The organism is Kangsaoukella pontilimi, assembly GCF_009830125.1.
Classification (GTDB): Bacteria; Pseudomonadota; Alphaproteobacteria; order Rhodobacterales; family Rhodobacteraceae; genus Kangsaoukella; species Kangsaoukella pontilimi.
Window position 1 is genome coordinate 1,415,758 of record NZ_WUPT01000001.1, and the last position, 22,015, is coordinate 1,437,772.

A 22,015-nucleotide genomic window follows, 5' to 3' on the forward strand; every position below is an offset into this window, starting at 1 on the left:
CCGGCGGCCCGTCAGACGGCCGCCGGTCCCAAACTGAGAGAGGCAGAGCGATGAGCAAGATCAAGGTGGAGAACCCTGTCGTCGAACTCGACGGGGACGAAATGACCCGGATTATGTGGGACTTCATCAAACAAAAGCTGATCCTGCCCTATCTCGACATCGACCTGCTCTATTACGACCTCGGGATGGAAGAGCGGGACCGCACCGACGATCAGGTCACAATCGACGCCGCCGAAAAGATCAAGGAAGTCGGCGTGGGCGTGAAATGTGCCACGATCACCCCCGATGAGGCACGGGTCGAGGAGTTTGGCCTGAAAAAGATGTGGCGCTCGCCCAACGGGACGATCCGCAACATCCTTGGCGGCGTCATCTTCCGCCAGCCGATCATCTGCCGGAACGTGCCGCGCCTTGTCCCCGGCTGGACCAAGCCCATCGTCATCGGCCGCCACGCCTATGGCGACCAGTACCGCGCGACGGACATGAAGTTCCCCGGCCCCGGCAAGCTCTCAATGAAATTCGTGGGCGAGGACGGCACCGTCATCGAGGAAGAGGTCTTCGATGCCCCGTCCTCGGGCGTCTACATGGGCATGTATAACCTCGACCCGTCGATCTACGATTTCGCCCGCGCCTCGTTCAACTACGCGCTGAATCTGAAATGGCCGCTCTACCTGTCGACCAAAAACACCATTCTCAAGGCCTATGACGGCCGCTTCAAGGAGGTCTTCGAAGAGGTCTACGAGGCCGAGTTCAAGGAAGCCTATGAAGAAGCCGGCATCTGGTACGAGCACCGCTTGATCGATGACATGGTGGCCTCGTCCCTCAAGTGGTCCGGCGGCTATGTCTGGGCCTGCAAGAACTATGACGGCGACGTGCAGTCCGACACCGTGGCGCAGGGCTTTGGCTCGCTCGGGCTGATGACCTCGATCCTGATGACGCCCGACGGAAAGATCGTCGAGTCAGAGGCCGCGCACGGCACCGTCACCCGCCACTACCGCCAGCATCAGAAGGGCGAGCAGACCTCGACCAACTCGATCGCATCGATCTTCGCCTGGACGGGCGGGCTCAAGCACCGCGCCAAGCTGGACGACAATTCCGAGCTCATGGGCTTTGCCGAGACGCTGGAGAAGGTCGTCATCGACACCGTGGAGTCAGGCCATATGACCAAGGACTTGGCGCTACTGGTCGGCCCAGATCAGGGCTGGATGACGACGACCGGTTTTCTCGACAAGATCGACGAGAACCTGCAGAAAGCCTTGTCCTGAAACGAAAAGGGCCGGTACGCGCCGGCCCATTCCGTTCATCAGCGCGCCCGTCAGAGCGGCCCGGCATCTCCGGTCAGCGTAAAGCCAGCGCCGCTCAGAAGACGGTCACCGGTGCCCGTTGCCGTGTCCAGCACGGTTTCGTCGAAGGCGATCAGCCCGCTCGTTTCCTCGGCGTCCGGCCCGTAGAAGGTTCCGCGTATCACGGTGTTCGACGTGCACGTCCTGCCGAAGTCGCAGTCGGGGGTGAAGGTCGTCTGAAAGCCGTTGCCCGCAATCGAAGTCTCGTCGATCGAACCTGAAATCGAGCCATAGCCGTCATAATTGCCACTGAGACTGCCATCCAGCAGCATCCCATCGAAATCGACAAAGAGTTCGATCGACCCGGTTCCATAGGATTCTTCTTCCTGAATGGCGCCGGTCTCATCCAGAACGCCGCCATAGCCATCGAAGCTGCCCGAATATCTCAGCGCTTCGGTTTTTGCGGCTATGGTGGCCGGGTCGGTGGCAAAGCCAAAGACGAAAAAACCCTCGGTGTCGAAATCCCCGGCGCCCCCACCGAAATCATAATGATAGAGACCCACCGTGGCGGAATAGTCGCCGCCGGAATTCTCGTAACCGGTCCAGTCCTTGCCTGCGGAATCAGTCGCGACGACACCGCCGGCGCCAGTGACGAAATTCAGTGTTTGCCCGCGTACGGTGATCCGAAAGGTGACGTCGCCGCTTGCCTCATCGACGCTGGTCAGGGTCAGCACCTCGTCCGTGACGACAAGCCCGCTTCTGCCCGTCCCGTAGTCGGTTTCGAAACGAACGAGCTTCACCGCCAGAGGTTTACCCAATGCATCGGCAAGCACCTGATCCCCTGTCGCCAGCGGCAGCGACCCGGCAGGCACCGAAGTCCCACCGCTGCCGCAGCCGGTCAGTAAACAGAGCGCTGCAAATCCGACAAAACCGTAAGTTCCGTACATGTCCTGCCCCCGAAAAGCGTCTTGCGACACGTGCATTCGGAGGACGGAATGACCGCTCTCTGGTTAATTTGAAGTAAATTGTCGATATGCCGACGGCAGCAAAACCTGCGTCACCCCAGACGCTGATCCGCGATCTTCACGACGTCGCCGTCCTGCGCCAGTTCCTCGAAATCGAAATTGTCGAGCTTCGCCGCACGCTTGCCCGCGCGCTCGGCCGCCGTGCCGATCCCTTCGAGGTCCGCGCGCGCCTGATTGAAATGGGTGTCCAGCTTCTGCACCCGCTCGACTACGATCTCCACGTCGCGATGCAGCAGCTTCAGCGCCTTCCGGATCGCGCCCGCCTGCTCGCGCATCCGCGCGTCTTTCAGGATCGCCCGCATCGTGTTGAGCGTGGCCATGCAGGTGGTGGGCGAAACGATCCAGACCCGCGCGGCGAACCCCTCGCGGACGATCTCTGGAAAGTTCGCGTGAAGCTCCGCATAGACCGCCTCGGACGGCAGGAACATGATCGCGCCATCCGCCGTCTCGCCCTCGATGATGTAGCGTTCCGAGATCGCCCGGATGTGGTTCCGCACGGCAACGCGCAGCGCCTTTGCCGCCTCGTTCACCTCACGGTCCGTCTTCGAATTCCGAAGCATCTCATAGGCTTCCAGCGGAAACTTCGAGTCCACCACGATCGAGCCCGGCGGGTTCGGCAGGTGAATCAGACAGTCCGCCCGCTTGCCGTTCGACAGTGTCGCCTGCAGCGTGAAGGCGTCCGACGGCAGCGCTTTGGTGACAATGTCGTTGAGCTGAATTTCCCCGAAAGCGCCGCGCGTCTGCTTGTTCGACAGGATATCCTGCAGCGACAGCACATCGCCCGACAGCTTCTCGATATTCGCCTGCGCCTTGTCGATGGTTTCCAGACGCTGCTGCAACTCGCCCAGGGACCGCGCGGTCCGGGTGGAGGATGCGGCGAGGTTCTCGTTCATATTGCCCGACACCTCGGCCAACCGCGCCTCCATCAGCTTCAGCATATTGGCCTGGCTCGCGGCCTGCGCCTCGGACACATGGGTCAGACCGCCGGCCAACTGGTGTTGACCGTCTGACAGGCTCTGCACCCGCTGACCAAGCGTCCCGATGTCCTGCGCCAGGGGCGCGATTAGGTCGGCCGAACGCCCTGCCCGCCGGACCGCCGTGATCAGGAGGACGACGATCAGGATCAGCACCACGCCAAGCAACAGCGCCAGAAGCGCAATCGGGTCGTCTAGCGCGACCGTTGTGTCCCCGATCGTGATCATCGCCGCCCGAACAGCCGCTCGATATCCGAGAGCTTCAATTCGACATAGGTGGGCCGCCCGTGGTTGCACTGGCCGGAATGGGGCGTCGCCTCCATCTCGCGCAGTAGCGCGTTCATCTCCTCGGGCCGCATCTGCCGCCCCGACCGGACCGAGCCATGGCACGCGACCCGGCTCAGAATGGCATCGATCCGCGCGCCGAGCGCGGTTGTCTCTTCGCCATCGGTCAACTCGTCGAGGATGTCGCGGAGAAGTGCCGTGCAATCCACCTGCCCCAGCACCGCCGGCGTCTCGCGGACGGCCACGGCCCCCGCTCCGAAGGGCTCGATCACCAGACCGAGCCGGGCCAGATCGTCTGCCACGTCCAGAAGCCGACCCACCTCGGCCCCGATCTCGACGATCTCGGGCACCAGAAGCGCCTGCGCACGGACACCGTTCTCGGCCATCTGCCGCTTCAGCCGCTCATAGACCAGCCGTTCATGCGCCGCGTGCTGATCGACGATGACGATGCCGTCCTCGGTTTGCGAGATGACGTAGTTCTGATGCACCTGCGCGCGCGCCGCGCCAAGCGGCAACGCCTCGGCCTCGGGCGCGTGCTCGGCCAAGTCCACCCGCGCCGAAGGGGTCGAGAACTCGGCCTGGGGCGCCGCGAACCCCGTCTGCGCCGGCATCGGCGCCGGGCGCGGCCGGGACGCCATGTCCATCTGATAGACGCGCGGGGCCTCGGACGGCGTCTGGAACGCGCCAAGCGTCTCGGCGGCCACGGTGGTGGACGCGCGGTGCCCAGCGTCCGCCAGCGCATGACGCAGGCCGGACACGATCAGCCCCCGCGCCGTGCCGGGATCGCGGAAGCGCACCTCGGTCTTGGCGGGATGGACGTTGACGTCCACCAGCGTCGGATCGCAGTCGATGAACAAAACCGCAGCCGGATGCCGGTCGCGGCTGAGGAAATCCATGTAGGCGGCCCGGAGCGCGCCCACGAGCAGCTTGTCCCGTACCGGGCGCCCGTTGACGAAAAGGTACTGTTGGACCGCAGCGCCCCGGGAATAGGTGGGCAGCGCGGCGAAGCCGGTCAGGTGCAGCCCCTCGCGCTCGGCATCGAGCGGAATTGCGTTTTCCACGAATTCGCGGCCCAGAACCGCGCGCAAGCGGCGGCGGAGCGCGTCGACCGGCGCGCCCGTCTCAGCCTCGGCCCGGAACAGCTCGCGGGGCCGGTCGCCTGCCTCGGAGAGCGTCACGCGGACGTAAGGTTCGGCCATGGCCAGCCGTTTGACCACATCCGTGACGGCCTGCATCTCGGCCCGGTCGCTGCGCAGGAACTTCAGCCGTGCGGGCGTCGCGTAGAAAAGGTCGCGCAGCTCGACGACCGTGCCCTGCCCCGACGCCGCCGGGGTCACGCCCCCAATGCGTCCGCCCGAAACCTCGATCCGCGCGCCCTCGCGGCCCGCGACACGGCTTGTAATCGAAAGCCGCCCCACTGCGCCGAGCGACGCCAGCGCCTCGCCCCGGAAGCCGAAGGTCAGGATGTTCAACAGGTCCGAGCCGTCGATCTTGGACGTCGCGTGGCGCGAGAGCGCCAGCGGCAGGTCTTCGGCTGGAATGCCCGAGCCGTCATCCTCGACCCGGATCAGGGTCTTGCCGCCATCGGCCACGGTCACGTCGATCCGCCGCGCGCCCGCGTCGATGGCGTTCTCGACCAGTTCCTTGACCGCAGACGCCGGGCGCTCGACCACCTCGCCCGCGGCGATGCGGTTGACGGCAGCCTCGTCCAACTGTCGGATTCGGGCGGCTGACTGGCTTATATTGGGGTCGGCGGCATGCATGACACAATGACTAGCACGCCTACGCCCGACCCGTCCATGCCGGAGCGCGAGGTTTCTGTGGATATCCCGCCCGCTTTCTAAGACCGGAATTGCCTGATAGGAGTGCCCGGTAACAACGCCCCGGACACCTCCCCCGTGCTCAACACCCGCGCCATGATCTTCATGACGGCCGCCATGGCCGCCTTTGCCGTGACCGACGCGCTGATCAAGCACGCCGCCGAGGCCATCGGCACCATGCAATGCCTGATGCTGGTGTCGGTCATAAGCATGGCGGTCTTTCTGGTCGTCCTCCGCCGGAACGGCGAACGCTTCTGGACAGCCGACGCCCTGGGTCGCCCAATGCTGATCCGCACGGCAGGCGAGGTCGTCGGCTCGGCCGGGTTCGTGGGCGGGCTTGCGCTGGTGCCGCTATCGACGGTGACGGCACTCGCACAGGCGCAGCCGCTTGTGCTGACCGCCGCAGCGGCGATCTTCCTCAAGGAACGTGTCGGCTGGAGACGGTGGGCCGCCGTTGTCGCGGGCTTCATCGGCATGATGATCATCCTGCGCCCCGGCCGCGAAGCCTTTGATCCGGCACTTCTTCTGCCAATCGCCGGCATCTTCGGCCTGACGGCACGCGACCTCGGCACACGGCTTCTGCCACCAAGCGTCAGCACGGCCTTCGCGGCTGCCTGGGCGCTTTTCGTGCTGACGCTGGTGGGCGCGGTGGGCATGATGGTGGCGGGCGGTTACCGGCCCATGACACCGACACTCTGGGCCGTGGTGAGCGCGGCGGCGGTGACTGTGTCGGTGGCCTTCGTCTTCATCACGCTGGCCTTGAGAAAGGGCGAGGTCTCGGCCATCGCCCCCTTCCGCTACACGCGCATCCTCTTCGCGATGAGCATCGCGTGGGTCGCCTTCGGGGAGAGGCCCGACGCGGCGGTCTGGATCGGGCTGAGCGTCATCCTCGCGTCGGGCCTCTATGCGTTCTGGCGGGAACGGCGCACCGGCACCGCCCCCGCCACCTGAGGTCACTTGTTTGGGCTCGGGTTCGGCGCCATGCGATCCAGGAAGGCGCCGAGGTTCTTGTCGTCGCTCGGGATAGCGCCGGTGGCCTTGCCGGACACTTGCTGACCCCATCCGCTCGGCCCGCCGGTAGCCTGACGCGCCTCCTTCGAAGTCTGCACAAGGTCGCCTTTGACGCCGGGGTCATCGTTGCCGTTCGCCATGGCCGGAAGAGCGGCGAAGGATGCGGCGACGGCGAGGGAAATCAGTGTTTTCGCGTTGGTCATGGAACACTCCATCGTTTCGGGTGACGCGCAGCATCGGCGGCATTGTGACGCGAATGCGGCGCTTTGAGGTCCGAAATCAGAAGGTCCGGAAACGCTGTGGTGACCTTGACAGATTGAAAGCGGGCGTCGCAACGAACGGAAATCTATTGGTATTTTGTTTCGCGAATTCGGACCTCTTAACAAAGCATCAGCACTTGGGTCCGAAACAATGCCGCCAATCCGGGCGTTTTGTCCCGAAACACATGTTAGCGCATGACAGAGCTTTATTTCCCTTGGCTCAAGACGCTGCTATAGAGCAGCCCAAACGCATGAGAACCCGAGGGGACCCCGCATGAGCACCATAATCGACATTCACGCCCGCGAGATTCTCGACAGCCGCGGCAACCCGACCGTCGAGGTCGACGTGATCCTGGAAGACGGCACCTTGGGCCGCGCCGCCGTGCCCTCGGGCGCGTCCACAGGCGCCCATGAAGCGGTCGAGAAACGCGATGGCGACAAGGGCCGCTATATGGGCAAGGGCGTGCTGGAAGCGGTTGCCGCCGTGAATGGCGAGATTGCAGAGGCGCTGGTCGGCTTCGACGCGACCGAGCAGCAGGCCATCGACGCCGCCATGATCGAACTGGATGGCACTGACAACAAGGGTCGGCTCGGTGCGAACGCCATCCTCGGCGTCAGCCTCGCCACCGCCAAGGCCGCAGCCGATTTCACGATGCAGCCTCTCTACCGATACGTCGGCGGCACCGCGGCCCGCGTCCTGCCCGTGCCGATGATGAACATCATCAATGGCGGTGAACACGCCGACAACCCGATCGACATTCAGGAATTCATGATCATGCCAGTCTCGGCGGAGAATATCCGCGAGGCGGTCCGCATGGGTTCGGAAGTCTTTCACACGCTGAAGAAAGAGCTTTCCGCAGCGGGTCTTTCGACCGGTATCGGTGACGAGGGCGGCTTTGCGCCGAACCTGTCGTCGACCCGCGACGCGCTCGACTTCATTCTGAAGGCGGTGGAAAAGGCCGGCTACAAGCCCGGCGACGACATCATGCTGGCGCTCGACTGCGCCTCGACCGAGTACTATTCCGACGGCGTCTACGACATGAAGGGCGAAGGCCGGAAGCTCTCGTCGGACGAGAACGTCGACTACCTCGCCGCGCTGGTGAAGGACTATCCGATCCTCTCGATCGAGGACGGCTGCGCGGAAGACGACTGGGACGGCTGGGTCGCGCTGACCGCGGCTCTTGGCGACAAGGTCCAGCTCGTGGGCGACGACCTCTTCGTGACCAACCCCACACGCCTTGCCACGGGGATCGAGAAGAAGGCCGGCAACTCGCTTCTGGTCAAGGTCAATCAGATCGGCACCCTGTCGGAAACGCTGATGGCCGTCGACATGGCCCACCGCGCGCGGATGACCGCCGTGATGTCCCACCGCTCGGGCGAGACCGAGGATGCCACCATCGCCGACCTCGCCGTCGCGACGAATTGCGGACAGATCAAGACCGGCTCGCTGGCGCGCTCGGACCGGCTTGCCAAGTACAACCAGCTGATCCGGATCGAGGAGATGCTGGAAGACACCGCCATCTATGCCGGGCGGTCGATCCTGAGGTAACCGGTCTTTGGGGGCTCTGCCCCCGGCTCCTGACGGAGCCTCCCCCGGAGTATTTCGGAACAGAAGAAACGGATGGGCGCGGCGCGACTGGGAGGTCTGCCGCCGCGCCCGCCGCCTGCACTTGCAAAACAGGCGGATCGTCTCAGAGCCAGATACGCGTCGAATAGAGCTTTGACACATCGCGCGGGCGGGCCTTGTCGCTTTGCCGGGCGGGGGCATCGGCCTTGGGTGCGGGGGCGCGGCGGTGTCTGATCATGGTGTTCAGGCGGGTCATGGCTCTGGTCCTTGTTGTTTTTGGCCCTTGATCGGAGGGGCCGGTTTCTCTGACACTGAGCCTGTCAGGGCGAACGCGGGCCGAATATCGGGCAGATGTCCCGGTTCGCGATACGTATGCCCGAAACGGCCGGGGCAGATGTCCCGAGAAAGAGGGATATGCGACCGGTCAGGTTCATCGAGACGCTGGACGGCAAATCGCTTGCCTGGAGCCGGACCGGGCAGGCGGCTGCACCATCACTGGTCAAGGCGGCGGCGTGGCTGTCTCATCTCGAGTTCGACACCGAAAGTCCGGTCTGGTCGCATTACGTCGCCTTCCTGGAAAGCCATTTCGATTATATCCGCTATGACGAGCGGGGCTGCGGCTTGTCGGACCGCGATCCCGGGCGGCTGGACGTGGACGCCTGGACCGATGATCTGGAACGGGTGGTGGAGGCCGCGAAACCGGCCGAGCCCTTCGTGCTCTTCGCCATGTCGCAAGGCACCGCCGCCGCCGTGTCCTATGCCGTGCGCCATCCCGAGCGCGTGTCGCGGCTGATCATCCTCGGCGGCTATGCCCGCGGCATCCACCATCGGGACAATCCCAAGGCCGCGGCGCTCTATGACGCCGTCACCGAGATTTTCCGTGCAGGCTTCGACGAAGAAAACGCCGCCTTCCGCGAGGTCTTTACCAAGCGGTTCCTGCCCGAGGGCACGCCCGAGCAGATCACCTGGTTCAACGAGCTCTGCCGCCGCACGACCACCGCGGAGACCGGCGCACGGCTCTTGACCGCGCGGGCGGATATGGATGTCTCGGGGATGCTGGCCGACGTCAGCGTGCCGACCCTGATCCTCCATGCCGATGGCGACGCCGTCGCGCCGGTGGACGAAGGCCGGTTCCTGGCGCGGCATATCCCGGACGCGGAATTCTGCGTCCTGCCGAGCAAGAACCACATCCTGCAACCCGACGAACCGGCATGGCAGATCGCGTGCGCCGAAATCCTGCGCTTCGCCAAGGGCGGCGATAGCGGCGCCGACCTGCCTGACCTCACGCCGAAGGAACGCGAGATCCTGGCGCTGATCTGTCAGGCCAAGCCCAACAAGCAGATCGCGCGGGAACTGGACATGAGCGAGAAGACCGTCCGCAACCACGCCACCCATATCTTCGCCAAGCTTGGCGTCTCGACCCGGCAGGAAGCCATCGTCAAGATGGCGGGACGTGGTGGCGCATGACCGCAGACGAGATCATCGCCGCGCTCGGTCTGGAGCCGCATCCGGAAGGCGGCTGGTACCGGCAGACATGGGTGGCCGACGCCAGGGATGGCGCACGGCCCGCGGGAACGGCAATCCATTTTCTTCTGAAAGCGGGCGAGGCAAGCCACTGGCACCGGGTCGATGCCGACGAGATCTGGCACTACTACGCCGGTGCGCCGCTTTCGCTCCGGATGGCCGAGACCGGTGACGGTCCGGCAGAGGAACACATGCTGACGCCTGACCTGTCCCTCGGTCGGCCGCAGATCGTGGTGCCGAAGGGCTGGTGGCAAGCCGCCCGGACGACCGGCGCCTTCACATGGGTCGGCTGTACCGTCAGCCCGGCGTTCCGATTCGAGGGGTTCGAACTGGCCCCGCCGGGCTTCGATATTCCCGGTTAGAACAAGAGAAAGTCAGGAAAGCCCGGCTCTGCCTCGTCCGGCAGGTCCTCGGGCGGGATGCGGTAAAGCGCCTGAACCGGGATCAGGGGCAGGCCGGACGGATTGCCCGGATCTGCCGGCACCGAGTTATCGGGTTCGGGAAGGGTGACATCTTCGGGAATATGGTCCGCAGCCTGCGACGGGGGCGTCTGCGGCGGAATGCCGTTGGGTCGTGCCATTGCTCATTGCCTCTCGTTTCGCGGGCCGTTTCCCGACCCTTGCGCGATGGATAGCAGCGGCCCCCCTGCTTCGGAAAGGAAATTTCAGACAGACGGCACGTTTCCGCGAGGCTGTGCTCAGGCGACCCCGCGCGGGCGGCTGACGCGTCCGCCGCCAACGGGTGCAGCGACGCCTGTGGTGCCGGGCGCACTGGTGGGCAGGCCGTGAAGCACCCGCATCGCGAGAAAGGCAAAGGCCTGCGCTTCGATCATGTCGCCATCGAAGCCGTGCTCTTCGACCGGGACGACCGGACAGGGTGCCAGCGCGGCGATCATCTCCATCAGCGCCGGATTCCGCCGCCCGCCGCCGGTCACCAGAAGCCGTTCGGGCGGGCGCGGGCAATGCTCCAGCCCCCGCGCAATCGACCCGGCTGTCGCAGCGGCGAGCGTGGCGGCGGCGTCTTCGACAGTGAGGTCCGCGACCGCCTCGGCCCAGCCCGCAAAATCGTTTCGGTCCAGCGATTTGGGCGGCACTTTCGCGAAAAACGCTTCGCCCGAGACCAGAGCCTCAAGGATGTCGCCGTCCACCACGCCCGCCGCCGCGAGCGCCCCGTCCACGTCCATCCGTGCGCCGGTGCGCGCCGCCACCATGTCGTCGATCCGCGCGTTCCCCGGCCCCGTATCGAAGGCCAAGAGCGCACCGGGCCGCTCGGGCGCGTCCGCTTCCGGGTCGATCCATGTCAGGTTCGCCACGCCGCCCACGTTCAGAAACGCCACCGGCATCCGAAAACCGGCCCACCGGGCCAGCGCGAAATGATAGAACGGCGCCAGCGGCGCCCCCTGCCCGCCAAGCGCCACGTCGTTCGAGCGGAAATCCCAGACCACCGTGCGCTCCAGCGCCTCGGCCAGAACCTGCCCGTCCCCGATCTGGACCGTCACGCCGTCGCCGGGCCGGTGGTCGGTGGTCTGCCCGTGGAATCCCACGACCCCGGCGCCTTTGATGCCCGACAAGACCTCGGCATGGGCGATCTCGACCACCTCGGCCGCGGCCAAGACCTCGGCCCCGGCCGACCGCCCAAGCGCCGCGCGCAGGACCGCCCGCTCGTCGTCGGAATAGGGCCGATAGGCGGTCTCTCCGAATTCCAGCACCCGGCGGCCATCGGTTAGGATCATCGCCGCATCGACACCGTCCAGCGACGTGCCGGACATCGCGCCCAACGCCCAGACCGGTTCCTGTCTGCTCATGCCTTTTCCTCTGCCCGCGTCCTGACTATAGAAGGCCTCGCGCCCTTCGCGCCAACATAGACGGACCGCCATGACCTACCACCCGAAATCGGATTTCCTCCACACGATCATCGAGCGCGGCTTTCTCGCCGACTGCACCGATCTGCAAAGCCTTGACGAAGCGCTGATCGAAGGCGTGGTGCCGGCTTATATCGGGTATGACGCCACGGCCAAATCGCTCCACGTCGGCCACCTCCTGAACATCATGCTCTTGCGCTGGTTTCAGAAGACGGGCGGCAAGCCGATCACGCTGATGGGCGGCGGCACGACCAAGGTGGGCGATCCGTCTTTCCGGGCCGAAGAGCGCCCGCTTCTGACGCCCGAGGCCATCGATGACAACATCGCGGGCATGCAGACCGTCTTCGACCGCTACCTCGCCTATGGCGACGGGCCGACCGATGCGCTGATGCTGAACAATGCCGAATGGCTCGACAGCCTGAATTACCTCGACTTCCTGCGGGATATCGGGCGGCATTTCAGCGTCAACCGGATGCTCAGCTTTGAAAGCGTCAAGTCGCGGCTCGACCGCGAGCAGTCGCTCTCGTTCCTCGAATTCAACTACATGATCCTCCAGGCCTACGACTTCCTCGAACTGAACCGCCGCTACGGCTGCCGGTTGCAGATGGGCGGGTCGGACCAGTGGGGCAATATCGTCAACGGCATCGACCTGACGCGCCGCGTTCTGGATCAGGAGATCTACGGCCTGACCACGCCGCTTCTGACGACTTCGGACGGCCGCAAGATGGGCAAAAGCCAGGGCGGCGCGGTCTGGCTGTCCTCGGACATGCTGTCGCCTTACGAGTTCTGGCAGTTCTGGCGCAACACGACCGATGCCGATGTGGGCCGGTTCCTCAAGCTCTACACCGAGTTGTCGGTCGACGAATGCGACCGCCTCGGCGCGCTGGAAGGCTCCGAGATCAACCACGCCAAAATCCGCCTCGCCAACGAGGTCACAACGCTTCTCCACGGGGCGGAAGCCGCAGCGGCAGCGGAAGCCACCGCGCGCGAGGTGTTCGAGCGGGGCGGCGCGGGCGACGACCTCCCTACACTCACGCTCTCGGCGGGCGATATCGGAGACGGCATCTCGGCGGTACAGCTGTTCGTGCAGTCCGGCCTTGCCAAGTCCGGCAAAGAGGCCAAGCGCCTGATCGCGGAAAACGGCGCGCGCGTGGACGATGAACCGCTGACCGACGGTGGCCGCATGTTCGACGCCGCCGCCTTCGCCCAGCCGGTCAAGCTATCGGCAGGCAAGAAACGGCACGCCTTGGTGAAACTCGGCTAATCCGGCGCGGCCTTCAAAGCCGCGCCAGACCCCGCCTCAGAAACACCCAGGACAGCGGCAGAACCCAGATCAGCGTAGTCGCCCCGGCGATCCGCTCGGTGATGCCGTAATAGGCCTCTGGGCCGAAGAAATAGATCAGCGCCGTGATCCCCCAGAGGATCGACGCGGCAATGAAGACCCGAGGAAGCACGCCCGCCGCGTTCGAGATGCCCCGCACCATCAGAAGCGGCCCGATCAGGAACAGCGGATAAAGCGCCGTGGCCAGCCGCGTATGGACCGACGTCTTGTCGACACCCTCCGTCGAATAGAACGTGTCCCAGACCCCCAGAAGCACGATATCGAGCGCCAGAAGCGCCAGCACGAAAATCCCGAGCGACCAGTCCCACTTGCCCAGATGCAGATGCGCCGCCGCAATGGCGAGACCCAGCAGACTGGCGGCGTTCAGGTAGAAGATCGCGTCCATGATCCACGCGGTGTCACCACGCGCCAGATCGCTGATCGTGTCCTCGATCGGGTCGTGACCGGGGGCGAAGGTCTGAACGATCAGAACGCCAAAGGTCATCACGAGCGCGCCCAGAATCCCGAAGGCGCCGCAAAAGGTCAGAAGTTCGGGCCGCTCGTCGGCGACCGCCTCTCGATAAGTCTTGTCCATGAAGACCGAACAAGGGCGGGCGGCGTCGGGTTCCGCTCAGCCCCCGAGCATCCATTCGCCATCGGGCCAGAAGGCATGGAAGGCGAAGGCGAACAGGATGTCATGCACCACGTCATTGCCCTCGGCGTCGCGCACCCGGATGGTGCCCACGTCCTTGCCCTCGTCGATGGCCAGCGTGTCCAGCGCCGAGGCCTGCCCGGATGCCCAGGTGATGGTGACACCCGCCTCGGTCAGCTCGCCCGCCTCGCGCAGCCGCTCCACCGGCCAGGCCCGGTCCCCCACGCGCACGACACGCACCAGCGGCTCGATCCCGTGGGGCGGCAACTCGCCGTTGTATAGAAACGGCCGCGACAGCGAATCGTAACCACGGTAGGGGTTTCGCCCGTAGTCGCGTGGCCAGCCGGGCTCGGCCATGACCAGGCCCTCCGGATTGCGCGCCCGGAACTCGCCCCAGCTCTCCATCCAGGACGGCAGCATCTTCAACTCGGTCCCCGTATGGATGCCCACGATCCCCTCGCCGACCGCCTGCTGCCACCAGCTCTGGGTCTCGCGGTCATACATGACCATGTCCGAATTCCTCAGCTTGCCTGAGACGCCGAAACTCAGCACCGTCCCGGCAACCCGCCGATCGAAGGTAATGCCTGAGTTGCACAAGGGACAGAAGGTCACCGCCACCGGCACGCCCGCGACCACGTCATTGGCGATCTCGTGCCATGTGAGGTAGCGGATCGGATAGGCGCGCGGCACCGCACCGTCGATCTCAAGCGTGATGACCGGCTCGCGGTCGCCGATCCGCGTCTCGTCCGAAACCGGAATGAAGTCGGGATCATCGAGCGCCGGAATACCGTCTTTGGGCGGTCCGCCCGAGAGGATCTCGGTCCAGTTCTCCACGCTCGTCTGGCTGAAATCCGTCTCCGGCCATTCATATCGCCAGAAACTCGGGTCCGCCTTCGCGGCGGACAGGCCAAGCCCCAGCCCGAGGGCAAGAACGCAAACGAAATGAACCAGACGCATGGCAGACCTCTCCGGTAAGACCCCCTCACGCTGACAGAGCCAACGCTCTCCGCCTAGCCCACCTCACGGCCTCTTTACCGCCCGCGACACGCGGCGAGCGCGCGCCCCAAAGCCTTATTCCCGGCCAGGAAGATGTCAGACGGTTGCGTGTTTCAACCACCAGGGAGTGCACACGCCGATGCCCCGCGCCCCCAATCCCCATTATCGGCCCTCAAATATCCCGGGGGGTGAGGCCCGAAGGGCCGAGGGGGGCAGCGCCCCCCTTCTACCGCGACCGGCGCCAGCCGGGCGCAAACCCTCGATCAGCGCGCGACGCTGACTTCGGCCATCCGGTCAGGCTCGCCAAGGACCGCGCCATTCGCGCCCTCGCCCCGCTTGATCGCATCGACCACATCCATGCCCTCGATCACGCGCCCGACAACCGTGTACTGCCCGTTCAAAAACGCGCCCTCTTCGAACATGATGAAGAACTGGCTGTTGGCGGAATTCAGGTTCTGCGCGCGCGCCATGCCCACGATGCCCCGGTCGTAATTGATGTCCGAGAACTCCGCGGGAAGATCAGGCCGGTCCGACCCGCCGCGCCCAGCCATGCGCATGTCCTGACCCAGCTTGCCGAATTCTACGTCGCCGGTTTGCGCCATGAAGCCGTCGATCACGCGGTGAAACACGACGTCGTCATAGGCACCTTCCTCAGCCAGCGTCGTAATCCGCTCGACATGGGCGGGTGCCACGTCCTCGAAGAGGTCGATGACCACGGTGCCTTCGGCCTCGCCCGCCACCTCGATGACGAGGTTCGGGCCGGGGCCGTCTTCGGTCTGGGCGAGCGCGACGGCGGGCGCTGCGGCCAGCGCGGCGATCAGAAAGAGGTTACGCATCCGAGGCCACCTTCACGCTCAGCATCCGGTCGGGGTTCATCGGCGGCTCGCCGCGAGCGATCTTGTCGACATGCTCCATGCCTTCGATCACCCGGCCATAAACGGTGTATTGCCCGTTCAGGAAATGGTTGTCCGAGAAGTTTATGAAGAACTGGCTGTTGGCCGAATTGGGGTTCTGGCTCCGCGCCGCACCGAGGGTGCCGCGATCATGGGGGATACGGCTGAACTCGGCCGGCAGATCGGGAAGGCTCGACCCGCCGGTGCCAGCCCGCCGCAGATTGAAGCCGTCCTCGAAGTCGCCGTGTTCCACGTCGCCGGTCTGCGCCATGAAACCGTCGATCACGCGGTGAAAGACCACGTTGTCGTAGTCGCCCGACCGCGCCAGCTCCTTCATGCGCTCGGCGTGCTTGGGCGCGATGTCGGGCAGAAGCTCGATCGCGACGGTGCCGTCCTTCAACTCGATCAGGATGGTGTTCTCGGGGTCCTTGTAGTCGGCCATGGTGGCGCGCTCCTTTTCTTTGTCGCGGGCGAAGGTAGTGCGCCCATGGCCAGAGGAAAAGGCGAAAGCGCGCCCATCCGGGGCATTCCGCCGGTTGACGCCGCGCGAGCGTCCGTTAGGGAATGGCGGGGAACATATGGAGGCGCAAAATGGCCTGGAAGACGCTCGACGACATCGACCTTGACGGCAAGGTCGCCTTGGTACGGGTCGATCTGAACGTCCCCGTCGAGAATGGACGCGTGACCGACGCGACCCGGATCGAGCGGATTGTGCCCACGGTCAGCGACATCATCGAAAAGGGCGGAATGCCGGTCCTGATGGCCCATTTCGGCCGTCCAAAGGGCAAGCCCAACCCCGAGATGTCGCTTGCCCAGATCGTCGACACCCTGTCCGAGCATCTGGGCCGCAAGGTCACCTTCGCCAAGGACTGCATCGGCGGCCCCGCCAAGACCGCGGTGGCCGCAATGGAGCCGGGGGATGTCGTCCTTCTGGAGAACACCCGCTTCCACGCGGGCGAAGAGGCCAATGACGGGATGTTCGCCGCATCGCTCGGCGCGCTCGGGCAGGTCTATGTGAACGACGCTTTCTCCGCCGCGCACCGCGCCCATGCCTCGACCGAGGCGCTGGCACAGATCCTGCCGTCCGCTGCGGGCCGCCTGATGGAGGCCGAACTGAAAGCGCTCGAAGCCGCGCTGACCGATCCCGAACGCCCCGTCGTGGCCGTTGTGGGGGGCGCCAAGGTCTCGACCAAGCTCGACCTTCTGGGCAACCTCGTCCGCAAGGTGAACACGCTGGTGATCGGTGGCGGCATGGCCAACACCTTCCTCGCCGCCAAGGGAATCGACGTGGGCAAATCGCTGGCCGAGCACGACATGGCCGACACCGCGCGCGAGATCATGGCAAAGGCCGACGAGGCCGCCTGCGAAATTCTGCTGCCCGTGGACGTGGTCTGCGCGACCGAATTCGCGGCAGGCGCCGACAACGTGACCGTTGCGGCCGAGAACTGCCCTGCCGACCGCATGATACTCGACGCGGGCCCCAAGACGGTCGAGAAGATCACCGCGGCATTCGAGGCCGCCAAGACGCTGATCTGGAACGGCCCCCTCGGCGCCTTCGAGATCGCGCCTTTCGACGCCGCCACGAACGCCGCCGCGCAGAAGGCGGCCGAACTGACCCGCGCGGGCGCACTCATCTCTGTCGCCGGCGGTGGCGATACCGTGGCGGCGCTCAACCGCGCCGGGGTGGCGGACGACTTCACCTATATCTCGACGGCTGGCGGCGCCTTCCTCGAATGGATGGAAGGCAAGGAACTGCCCGGCGTCGCCGCGCTCGACCAGGATTGACCCGCCGGGCGACGGCCCCGGCAAGAGGAGGACATAAAGTCATGAACGAACAACAGGCCCAGCAGATGCGCACCGGGCAAGGCTTCATCGCCGCGCTCGACCAGTCGGGCGGCTCGACACCCAAGGCGCTCCGGCTCTACGGCGTGGAAGAAGACGCCTATTCCGGCGAAGACGAGATGTTCGACCGCATCCACGAGATGCGCGCCCGCATCGTCGCCGCCCCCGCCTTTACCGGCGAGAAGGTGATCGGCGCGATCCTGTTCGAGATGACCATGGACCGCGAGTTCGGCGGCAAACCGGCGGCGAAATTCCTCTGGGAAGACAAGGGCGTCGTGCCGTTCCTCAAGGTCGATCAGGGCCTTGCCGGTGAGGAAAACGACGTGCAGCTCATGAAGCCCATCGGCGGGCTTGACGCTCTGCTCGACCGTGCCGTGTCCAAGGACATCTTCGGCACCAAGATGCGCTCGGTCATCGGTGCGGCCAATGCGGGCGGCATCAAGGCCATCGTCGAGCAGCAGTTTGAAGTGGGCAAGCAAATCCTGTCTCACGGGCTGATGCCGATCCTCGAGCCCGAGGTCACGATCTCGATCTCGGACAAGGCCGAGGCCGAAGCGATCCTGCGCGACGAGATTCTGAACGGTCTCGACGCGCTCCCCGACGGTCAGGAAATCATGCTGAAGCTGTCGCTGCCCACCGAGGCCGATTTCTACAAGCCGCTGATCGACCACCCCAAGGTGATGCGCGTCGTTGCCCTGTCGGGCGGCTATTCGCGCGACGACGCCAACGCGATGCTGGCGGATAACCACGGCATGATCGCCAGCTTCAGCCGCGCCCTGACCGAGGGTCTTTCGGCCCAGCAGTCGGACGCCGAATTCAACGAGACCATCGCCGCCACGATCGACAGCATCTACCGCGCCTCGATCACCTGATCGCCAGCACGCGGCGCGCAGAAAAAGAACGCCCGGAGCACTCAGCTCCGGGCGTTCTTTTTTGGGTCGTGACCGTGGATCAGGCGGCCTTGCGACGGCGCTTCATCGCCGCGAGCCCACCCAGACCGCCAAGCAGCAGCAACCCTGCTGCGGGCAGCGGTACGGGCGAGGCGTGGATGTTGTCGATGCCCCATCCGATGTTCCGGGTGCCGCCCTTGGTGTAGCCGACGATGCCCAGCATATCCAAAACCAGATCGTCCGCGAACGCGATGGTCACCACCTGCGCGTCGCCATTGACCTCGGTCGCGTCAACGAGGATCTGATCGACCTGAATACCGTTCAGATAAGCGGTGAACTCGAAGAACTCGGTCGAGTTGCTGACCGTCTCGCCCGAACCGTCGATATCCGCGATGTCGAAGGACAGGCCCGTCACGTCGGTGGCGAAGTGCAGCGAGAGGTCGGTGTCCTTGTTGAAATCGCCGGTCAGGAAATAGTCACCGAAATCGCCGACGGCAGGCATGTCGTTCGGCACGAAGGCGTCGGTCGGCGAGCCGGTCTTGACCACCTGGATGGTCTCGGTGCTGGTCACGGTCACGCCCGGTGCGATTTCGTCGCCATTGGACAGGACCGTCACGTCGTTGCTGTAACCGGTCTCGAAGTCGATCGACAGTGACGCCGCATGTGCCGCTCCGGCAGCAACGACGAACACGGCCGAAGTCAGCAGTGTCTTCATCTGGAATTACCCCCACAAACTCGTCCGGACACAGTGCCCGGACGATACCACCCCGCCTGTCTGCACGGAGATCGCATGAAATCCCACTGCCTGACCGGGAACTCACTGTTTCCGATCCTGTCCGACGCGGTTTCGGTAGGTTTTCGCCAGGTCGTGCATTTAGGGGATTCACAGCGCGAATCACCTGTGCCAATGTGCTAGGGCAGCCCCGGAAGAGGGCCAAGAGGCAGAGTGATGGCAGGGTCAGGCAAACGTCCGGCAATCGGCGTGATCGTCTATTTCGCAGCGATGTTTTCGCTGGGGCTCTACTTTACCTTTGCAAGCGTCCAGGGCGATTTCGGCCTCTTCCGCCGCGTCCAGATCGACGCCGAGGCAGATGTCCTGCGAACTGAGAAAGCCCGCCTTGCCGAAGAGGTGGCGGCACTCGAAAACAAGACGCTCCGTCTGTCCGACCGCTTCCTCGATCTCGATCTTCTCGATGCGCAGGCCCGCGACGTGCTGGGCCTGATCCGGTCCGACGAAATCGCGCTGAACTGACGCCAAGCCCCCCTTGCACCAGAGGCATGGCAGGCATTCGCCGCCTGCGGCGTCTTTCCACGTGCGTTCCCTCGCGTCATGGTGTACGAGATGGTTTAACGCTGAACTATTCTCGGAAGGGAGGGTGTTGCCCATGGCCGCACGCAAGGCTGCGAGCAAGTCGAACGCCTCGAAAGAGGAACTGCTGGAATATTACCGCGAGATGCTTCTCATCCGGCGGTTCGAGGAAAAGGCGGGCCAGCTTTATGGCATGGGCCTGATTGGCGGTTTCTGCCACCTCTATATCGGACAGGAAGCTGTCGTCGTCGGCCTTGAAGCCGTGGCCGAAGAAGGCGACCGGCGCATCACCACCTACCGCGACCACGGGCACATGCTCGCCTGCGGCATGGACCCCAAGGGCGTCATGGCCGAACTGACGGGCCGCGAGGGCGGCTATTCCAAGGGCAAGGGCGGGTCGATGCACATGTTCTCGACCGACAAGCGCTTTTATGGCGGTCACGGCATCGTCGGCGCGAACGTGCCGCTTGGCGCTGGTCTCGCCTTCGCCGACAAATATCTCGGCAATGACCGCGTCACCTTCACCTATTTCGGCGATGGCGCCGCCAACCAGGGCCAGGTCTACGAGACCTACAACATGGCCGAACTCTGGGACCTGCCCGTCGTCTTCGTCATCGAAAACAACCAGTACGCCATGGGCACGAGCGTCAAGCGGTCGACCAAATCGCCGTCGCTCTGGGAACGTGGCGCGGCCTACGGGATCGAAGGCATGGAAGTCGACGGCATGGACGTCCTCGCCGTGAAGGCCGCCGGTCAGAAGGCGGTCGAACATTGCCGCGCCGGCAAGGGTCCGTTCATCCTTGAAGTCATGACCTATCGCTACCGCGGCCACTCGATGTCGGACCCGGCCAAGTACCGGACCCGCGACGAAGTGCAGAAGATGCGCGAGGAACGCGACGCGATCGAACAGGTCCGCAAGCGCCTTCTCGAGATGGACGGCGGGCTGGAAGATCAGCTCAAGGACATCGACAAGGAAATCAAGAGCATCGTCAACGACGCCGCCGATTTCTCCAAGGAAAGCCCCGAGCCGGAGCTGAAAGAGCTCTGGACCGACATCATCGTCGAAGACGCCCCGGCGCCGCAGAACGCCTGATCAGAGGGAGGGATACCGAAAATGGCAACCGAAATTCTCATGCCCGCACTCTCCCCCACGATGGAGGAAGGCACGCTGGCCAAATGGCTGGTGAAAGAGGGCGATACCGTTTCGTCCGGCGACATTCTGGCCGAGATCGAAACCGACAAGGCCACGATGGAATTCGAGGCCGTCGATGAAGGCATCATGGGGAAAATCCTCGTGGCCGAAGGCACCGAAGGCGTGAAGGTGAACACGCCCATCGCCGTCCTCGTCGAGGAGGGCGAAAGCGCCGATGACGTCGAAGTGTCGTCGACCCCCGCCGAAGCGCCCGCCGCTGCCGAGGAAGAGGCCCCTGCCCCTGCAGCCGCCTCTGCCCCCGCGCAGCCCAAGGAGAGCCGCGCGCTCGAGCCCGACTACCCGGAAGGGACCGAAATGGTCTCGACCACGGTCCGCGAAGCACTCCGCGACGCCATGGCCGAAGAGATGCGCCGCGACGACACCGTTTTCGTCATGGGCGAGGAAGTGGCCGAGTACCAGGGCGCCTACAAGATCACGCAGGGCTTGCTGGACGAGTTCGGCGCGCGCCGCGTCGTCGATACGCCCATCACCGAGCACGGCTTTGCCGGCATAGGCGTGGGTGCCTCCTGGGGCGGTCTGCGCCCCATCGTCGAGTTCATGACCTTCAACTTCGCGATGCAGGCCATCGACCACATCATCAACTCGGCGGCCAAGACACTGTACATGTCGGGCGGTCAGATGGGCAGCCCGATCGTGTTCCGTGGCCCGAACGGTGCGGCGGCCCGCGTGGCGGCCCAGCACAGCCAGGATTACGCGGCGTGGTATGCCAGCGTGCCGGGCCTTCGCGTGGTTCAGCCCTTCTCGGCGGCCGACGCCAAGGGCCTCCTGAAATCCGCGATCCGCGACCCGAACCCGGTCGTCTTCCTTGAAAACGAAATCCTCTACGGCCGTTCCTTCGATGTGCCGAAGATGGACGATTTCACCATTCCCTTTGGCAAGGCGCGCATCTGGCGCCAGGGCGAGGACGTGACCATCGTCTCCTGGGGCATCGGCATGACCTATGCTCTGGAAGCGGCGGACGAACTGGCGAAAGAGGGCATCGCGGCCGAGGTCATCGACCTGCGCACGCTCCGCCCGCTCGACATCGCGACCGTGGTGGAAAGCGTCAAGAAGACCAACCGCTGCGTCACCGTGGAAGAGGGCTGGCCCGTGGCGAGCATGTCGGACCATATCGGCTCCGAGATCATGCGCGAGGCGTTCGATTATCTCGACGCCCCGGTGCTGAAATGCACCGGCAAGGACGTGCCCATGCCCTATGCCGCAAACCTCGAAAAGCTGGCGCTGACCAGCACCAAAGAGGTGATCGACGCGGTCAAGGCCGTGACCTACCGCTAAAAGGATGGAGGTCCACG

At 64.7% G+C, this 22,015-nt stretch carries 23 protein-coding genes; 11 read left to right on the forward strand and 12 right to left on the reverse strand.

The features are described from left to right. The first annotated feature begins 50 nt into the window (after positions 1-50). Positions 51-1,262: an NADP-dependent isocitrate dehydrogenase gene (locus tag GQ651_RS07050; RefSeq protein ID WP_160763469.1), complete on the forward strand. Its 1,212-nt coding sequence runs from the start codon at positions 51-53 to the stop codon at positions 1,260-1,262. Between the two features lie 50 nt (positions 1,263-1,312). On the opposite strand, the gene GQ651_RS07055 is transcribed toward GQ651_RS07050, so the two are convergent. The 3 genes from GQ651_RS07055 to mutL all read right to left on the reverse strand — a co-directional run bounded on the left by GQ651_RS07055 (position 1,313) and on the right by mutL (position 5,327). Then, positions 1,313-2,227, reverse strand: coding sequence for a transferrin-binding protein-like solute binding protein (locus tag GQ651_RS07055; RefSeq protein ID WP_160763470.1), 915 nt, complete (start codon positions 2,225-2,227; stop codon positions 1,313-1,315). A 110-nt stretch (positions 2,228-2,337) separates the two neighbouring features. Then, positions 2,338-3,507 (reverse strand): DNA recombination protein RmuC, encoded by a 1,170-nt coding sequence (locus GQ651_RS07060; RefSeq protein ID WP_160763471.1) that lies wholly within the window; start codon positions 3,505-3,507, stop codon positions 2,338-2,340. After that, positions 3,504-5,327 carry a DNA mismatch repair endonuclease MutL gene (mutL, locus tag GQ651_RS07065; protein WP_160763472.1) on the reverse strand — a complete coding sequence of 608 codons (1,824 nt, stop codon included), beginning with the start codon at positions 5,325-5,327 and terminating at the stop codon, positions 3,504-3,506. Before mutL ends, GQ651_RS07060 begins: the two co-directional genes overlap by 4 nt. A gap of 102 nt (positions 5,328-5,429) precedes the next feature. Between mutL and GQ651_RS07070 the strand changes: the two genes are divergently transcribed. After that, on the forward strand, positions 5,430-6,335 hold the full coding sequence (locus tag GQ651_RS07070; protein ID WP_160763473.1) for a DMT family transporter: 906 nt from the start codon (positions 5,430-5,432) through the stop codon (positions 6,333-6,335). A gap of 2 nt (positions 6,336-6,337) precedes the next feature. On the opposite strand, the gene GQ651_RS07075 is transcribed toward GQ651_RS07070, so the two are convergent. After that, positions 6,338-6,598: a hypothetical protein gene (locus GQ651_RS07075; protein ID WP_160763474.1), complete on the reverse strand. Its 261-nt coding sequence runs from the start codon at positions 6,596-6,598 to the stop codon at positions 6,338-6,340. A 331-nt stretch (positions 6,599-6,929) separates the two neighbouring features. Between GQ651_RS07075 and eno the strand changes: the two genes are divergently transcribed. After that, positions 6,930-8,204: a phosphopyruvate hydratase gene (gene eno / locus GQ651_RS07080; protein WP_160763475.1), complete on the forward strand. Its 1,275-nt coding sequence runs from the start codon at positions 6,930-6,932 to the stop codon at positions 8,202-8,204. A 142-nt stretch (positions 8,205-8,346) separates the two neighbouring features. Here eno and GQ651_RS18890 read toward each other — a convergent pair whose 3' ends face one another. Further along, complete coding sequence (locus tag GQ651_RS18890; protein WP_264464685.1) at positions 8,347-8,478, reverse strand: hypothetical protein; 132 nt, start codon at positions 8,476-8,478, stop codon at positions 8,347-8,349. Between the two features lie 158 nt (positions 8,479-8,636). Between GQ651_RS18890 and GQ651_RS07085 the strand changes: the two genes are divergently transcribed. After that, entirely contained in the window at positions 8,637-9,689 is a 1,053-nt protein-coding gene (locus GQ651_RS07085; protein ID WP_160763476.1) for an alpha/beta fold hydrolase, read from the forward strand. Then, a complete protein-coding gene (locus GQ651_RS07090) occupies positions 9,686-10,108 on the forward strand; it encodes a cupin domain-containing protein (protein ID WP_160763477.1) in 423 nt (140 codons plus the stop codon). The genes GQ651_RS07085 and GQ651_RS07090 overlap by 4 nt, the downstream gene beginning before the upstream one ends. Here the strand turns inward: GQ651_RS07090 and GQ651_RS07095 are convergent. Next, the gene (locus GQ651_RS07095; RefSeq protein ID WP_160763478.1) at positions 10,105-10,326 is read right to left on the reverse strand and encodes a hypothetical protein; all 222 of its coding nucleotides are present in this window, start codon (positions 10,324-10,326) and stop codon (positions 10,105-10,107) included. The genes GQ651_RS07090 and GQ651_RS07095 overlap by 4 nt on opposite strands. Positions 10,327-10,443: 117 nt before the next feature. Beyond that, positions 10,444-11,550 (reverse strand): anhydro-N-acetylmuramic acid kinase, encoded by a 1,107-nt coding sequence (locus tag GQ651_RS07100; protein WP_160763479.1) that lies wholly within the window; start codon positions 11,548-11,550, stop codon positions 10,444-10,446. A 70-nt stretch (positions 11,551-11,620) separates the two neighbouring features. Between GQ651_RS07100 and tyrS the strand changes: the two genes are divergently transcribed. Further along, on the forward strand, positions 11,621-12,871 hold the full coding sequence (gene tyrS, locus GQ651_RS07105; RefSeq protein ID WP_160763480.1) for a tyrosine--tRNA ligase: 1,251 nt from the start codon (positions 11,621-11,623) through the stop codon (positions 12,869-12,871). A gap of 13 nt (positions 12,872-12,884) precedes the next feature. Here the strand turns inward: tyrS and GQ651_RS07110 are convergent, their stop codons facing one another. The 4 genes from GQ651_RS07110 to GQ651_RS07125 all read right to left on the reverse strand — a co-directional run bounded on the left by GQ651_RS07110 (position 12,885) and on the right by GQ651_RS07125 (position 15,911). Then, entirely contained in the window at positions 12,885-13,523 is a 639-nt protein-coding gene (locus GQ651_RS07110) for a DUF998 domain-containing protein (protein ID WP_160763481.1), read from the reverse strand. Between the two features lie 36 nt (positions 13,524-13,559). Next, positions 13,560-14,537, reverse strand: coding sequence for a DUF3179 domain-containing protein (locus GQ651_RS07115; protein ID WP_160763482.1), 978 nt, complete (start codon positions 14,535-14,537; stop codon positions 13,560-13,562). Positions 14,538-14,839: 302 nt separating this feature from the next. Next, positions 14,840-15,412 (reverse strand): peptidylprolyl isomerase, encoded by a 573-nt coding sequence (locus tag GQ651_RS07120; protein WP_160763483.1) that lies wholly within the window; start codon positions 15,410-15,412, stop codon positions 14,840-14,842. Continuing rightward, positions 15,405-15,911, reverse strand: coding sequence for a peptidylprolyl isomerase (locus GQ651_RS07125; protein ID WP_160763484.1), 507 nt, complete (start codon positions 15,909-15,911; stop codon positions 15,405-15,407). The genes GQ651_RS07120 and GQ651_RS07125 overlap by 8 nt, the downstream gene beginning before the upstream one ends. 149 nt (positions 15,912-16,060) lie before the next feature. On the opposite strand from GQ651_RS07125, the gene GQ651_RS07130 reads away from it, so the two are divergent. Continuing rightward, positions 16,061-17,254, forward strand: a complete 1,194-nt coding sequence (locus GQ651_RS07130) for a phosphoglycerate kinase (RefSeq protein ID WP_160763485.1) — start codon at positions 16,061-16,063, stop codon at positions 17,252-17,254. Positions 17,255-17,295: 41 nt separating this feature from the next. Further along, the gene (locus GQ651_RS07135; protein WP_160763486.1) at positions 17,296-18,183 is read left to right on the forward strand and encodes a fructose bisphosphate aldolase; all 888 of its coding nucleotides are present in this window, start codon (positions 17,296-17,298) and stop codon (positions 18,181-18,183) included. Positions 18,184-18,262: 79 nt separating this feature from the next. Here GQ651_RS07135 and GQ651_RS18680 read toward each other — a convergent pair whose 3' ends face one another. Continuing rightward, positions 18,263-18,916, reverse strand: coding sequence for a VPLPA-CTERM sorting domain-containing protein (locus GQ651_RS18680; RefSeq protein WP_227257985.1), 654 nt, complete (start codon positions 18,914-18,916; stop codon positions 18,263-18,265). Positions 18,917-19,150: 234 nt separating this feature from the next. Here GQ651_RS18680 and GQ651_RS07145 point away from each other — a divergent pair, with 234 nt between their 5' ends. From GQ651_RS07145 to GQ651_RS07155, 3 genes are all read left to right on the forward strand, one after another. After that, the gene (locus GQ651_RS07145; RefSeq protein ID WP_160763487.1) at positions 19,151-19,453 is read left to right on the forward strand and encodes an FtsB family cell division protein; all 303 of its coding nucleotides are present in this window, start codon (positions 19,151-19,153) and stop codon (positions 19,451-19,453) included. Positions 19,454-19,586: 133 nt separating this feature from the next. Continuing rightward, positions 19,587-20,603: a pyruvate dehydrogenase (acetyl-transferring) E1 component subunit alpha gene (gene pdhA / locus GQ651_RS07150; protein WP_160763488.1), complete on the forward strand. Its 1,017-nt coding sequence runs from the start codon at positions 19,587-19,589 to the stop codon at positions 20,601-20,603. A gap of 21 nt (positions 20,604-20,624) precedes the next feature. Next, entirely contained in the window at positions 20,625-21,998 is a 1,374-nt protein-coding gene (locus tag GQ651_RS07155; RefSeq protein ID WP_160763489.1) for a pyruvate dehydrogenase complex E1 component subunit beta, read from the forward strand. Positions 21,999-22,015: the final 17 nt, after the last annotated feature.

Coding starts and splice junctions, on each gene's coding strand:
- GQ651_RS07130 (WP_160763485.1), top strand. CDS start 16,061: ATGGCCTGGAAGACGCTCGACGACATCGACCTTGACGGCAAGGTCGCC.
- GQ651_RS07155 (WP_160763489.1), top strand. CDS start 20,625: ATGGCAACCGAAATTCTCATGCCCGCACTCTCCCCCACGATGGAGGAA.
- mutL (WP_160763472.1), bottom strand. CDS start 5,327: ATGCATGCCGCCGACCCCAATATAAGCCAGTCAGCCGCCCGAATCCGA.
- GQ651_RS18680 (WP_227257985.1), bottom strand. CDS start 18,916: ATGAAGACACTGCTGACTTCGGCCGTGTTCGTCGTTGCTGCCGGAGCG.
- GQ651_RS07085 (WP_160763476.1), top strand. CDS start 8,637: ATGCGACCGGTCAGGTTCATCGAGACGCTGGACGGCAAATCGCTTGCC.
- tyrS (WP_160763480.1), top strand. CDS start 11,621: ATGACCTACCACCCGAAATCGGATTTCCTCCACACGATCATCGAGCGC.
- GQ651_RS07075 (WP_160763474.1), bottom strand. CDS start 6,598: ATGACCAACGCGAAAACACTGATTTCCCTCGCCGTCGCCGCATCCTTC.
- GQ651_RS07110 (WP_160763481.1), bottom strand. CDS start 13,523: ATGGACAAGACTTATCGAGAGGCGGTCGCCGACGAGCGGCCCGAACTT.
- GQ651_RS07135 (WP_160763486.1), top strand. CDS start 17,296: ATGAACGAACAACAGGCCCAGCAGATGCGCACCGGGCAAGGCTTCATC.
- eno (WP_160763475.1), top strand. CDS start 6,930: ATGAGCACCATAATCGACATTCACGCCCGCGAGATTCTCGACAGCCGC.
- GQ651_RS07100 (WP_160763479.1), bottom strand. CDS start 11,550: ATGAGCAGACAGGAACCGGTCTGGGCGTTGGGCGCGATGTCCGGCACG.
- GQ651_RS07115 (WP_160763482.1), bottom strand. CDS start 14,537: ATGCGTCTGGTTCATTTCGTTTGCGTTCTTGCCCTCGGGCTGGGGCTT.
- pdhA (WP_160763488.1), top strand. CDS start 19,587: ATGGCCGCACGCAAGGCTGCGAGCAAGTCGAACGCCTCGAAAGAGGAA.
- GQ651_RS07125 (WP_160763484.1), bottom strand. CDS start 15,911: ATGGCCGACTACAAGGACCCCGAGAACACCATCCTGATCGAGTTGAAG.
- GQ651_RS07120 (WP_160763483.1), bottom strand. CDS start 15,412: ATGCGTAACCTCTTTCTGATCGCCGCGCTGGCCGCAGCGCCCGCCGTC.
- GQ651_RS07055 (WP_160763470.1), bottom strand. CDS start 2,227: ATGTACGGAACTTACGGTTTTGTCGGATTTGCAGCGCTCTGTTTACTG.
- GQ651_RS07060 (WP_160763471.1), bottom strand. CDS start 3,507: ATGATCACGATCGGGGACACAACGGTCGCGCTAGACGACCCGATTGCG.
- GQ651_RS07145 (WP_160763487.1), top strand. CDS start 19,151: ATGGCAGGGTCAGGCAAACGTCCGGCAATCGGCGTGATCGTCTATTTC.
- GQ651_RS07095 (WP_160763478.1), bottom strand. CDS start 10,326: ATGGCACGACCCAACGGCATTCCGCCGCAGACGCCCCCGTCGCAGGCT.
- GQ651_RS18890 (WP_264464685.1), bottom strand. CDS start 8,478: ATGACCCGCCTGAACACCATGATCAGACACCGCCGCGCCCCCGCACCC.
- GQ651_RS07090 (WP_160763477.1), top strand. CDS start 9,686: ATGACCGCAGACGAGATCATCGCCGCGCTCGGTCTGGAGCCGCATCCG.
- GQ651_RS07050 (WP_160763469.1), top strand. CDS start 51: ATGAGCAAGATCAAGGTGGAGAACCCTGTCGTCGAACTCGACGGGGAC.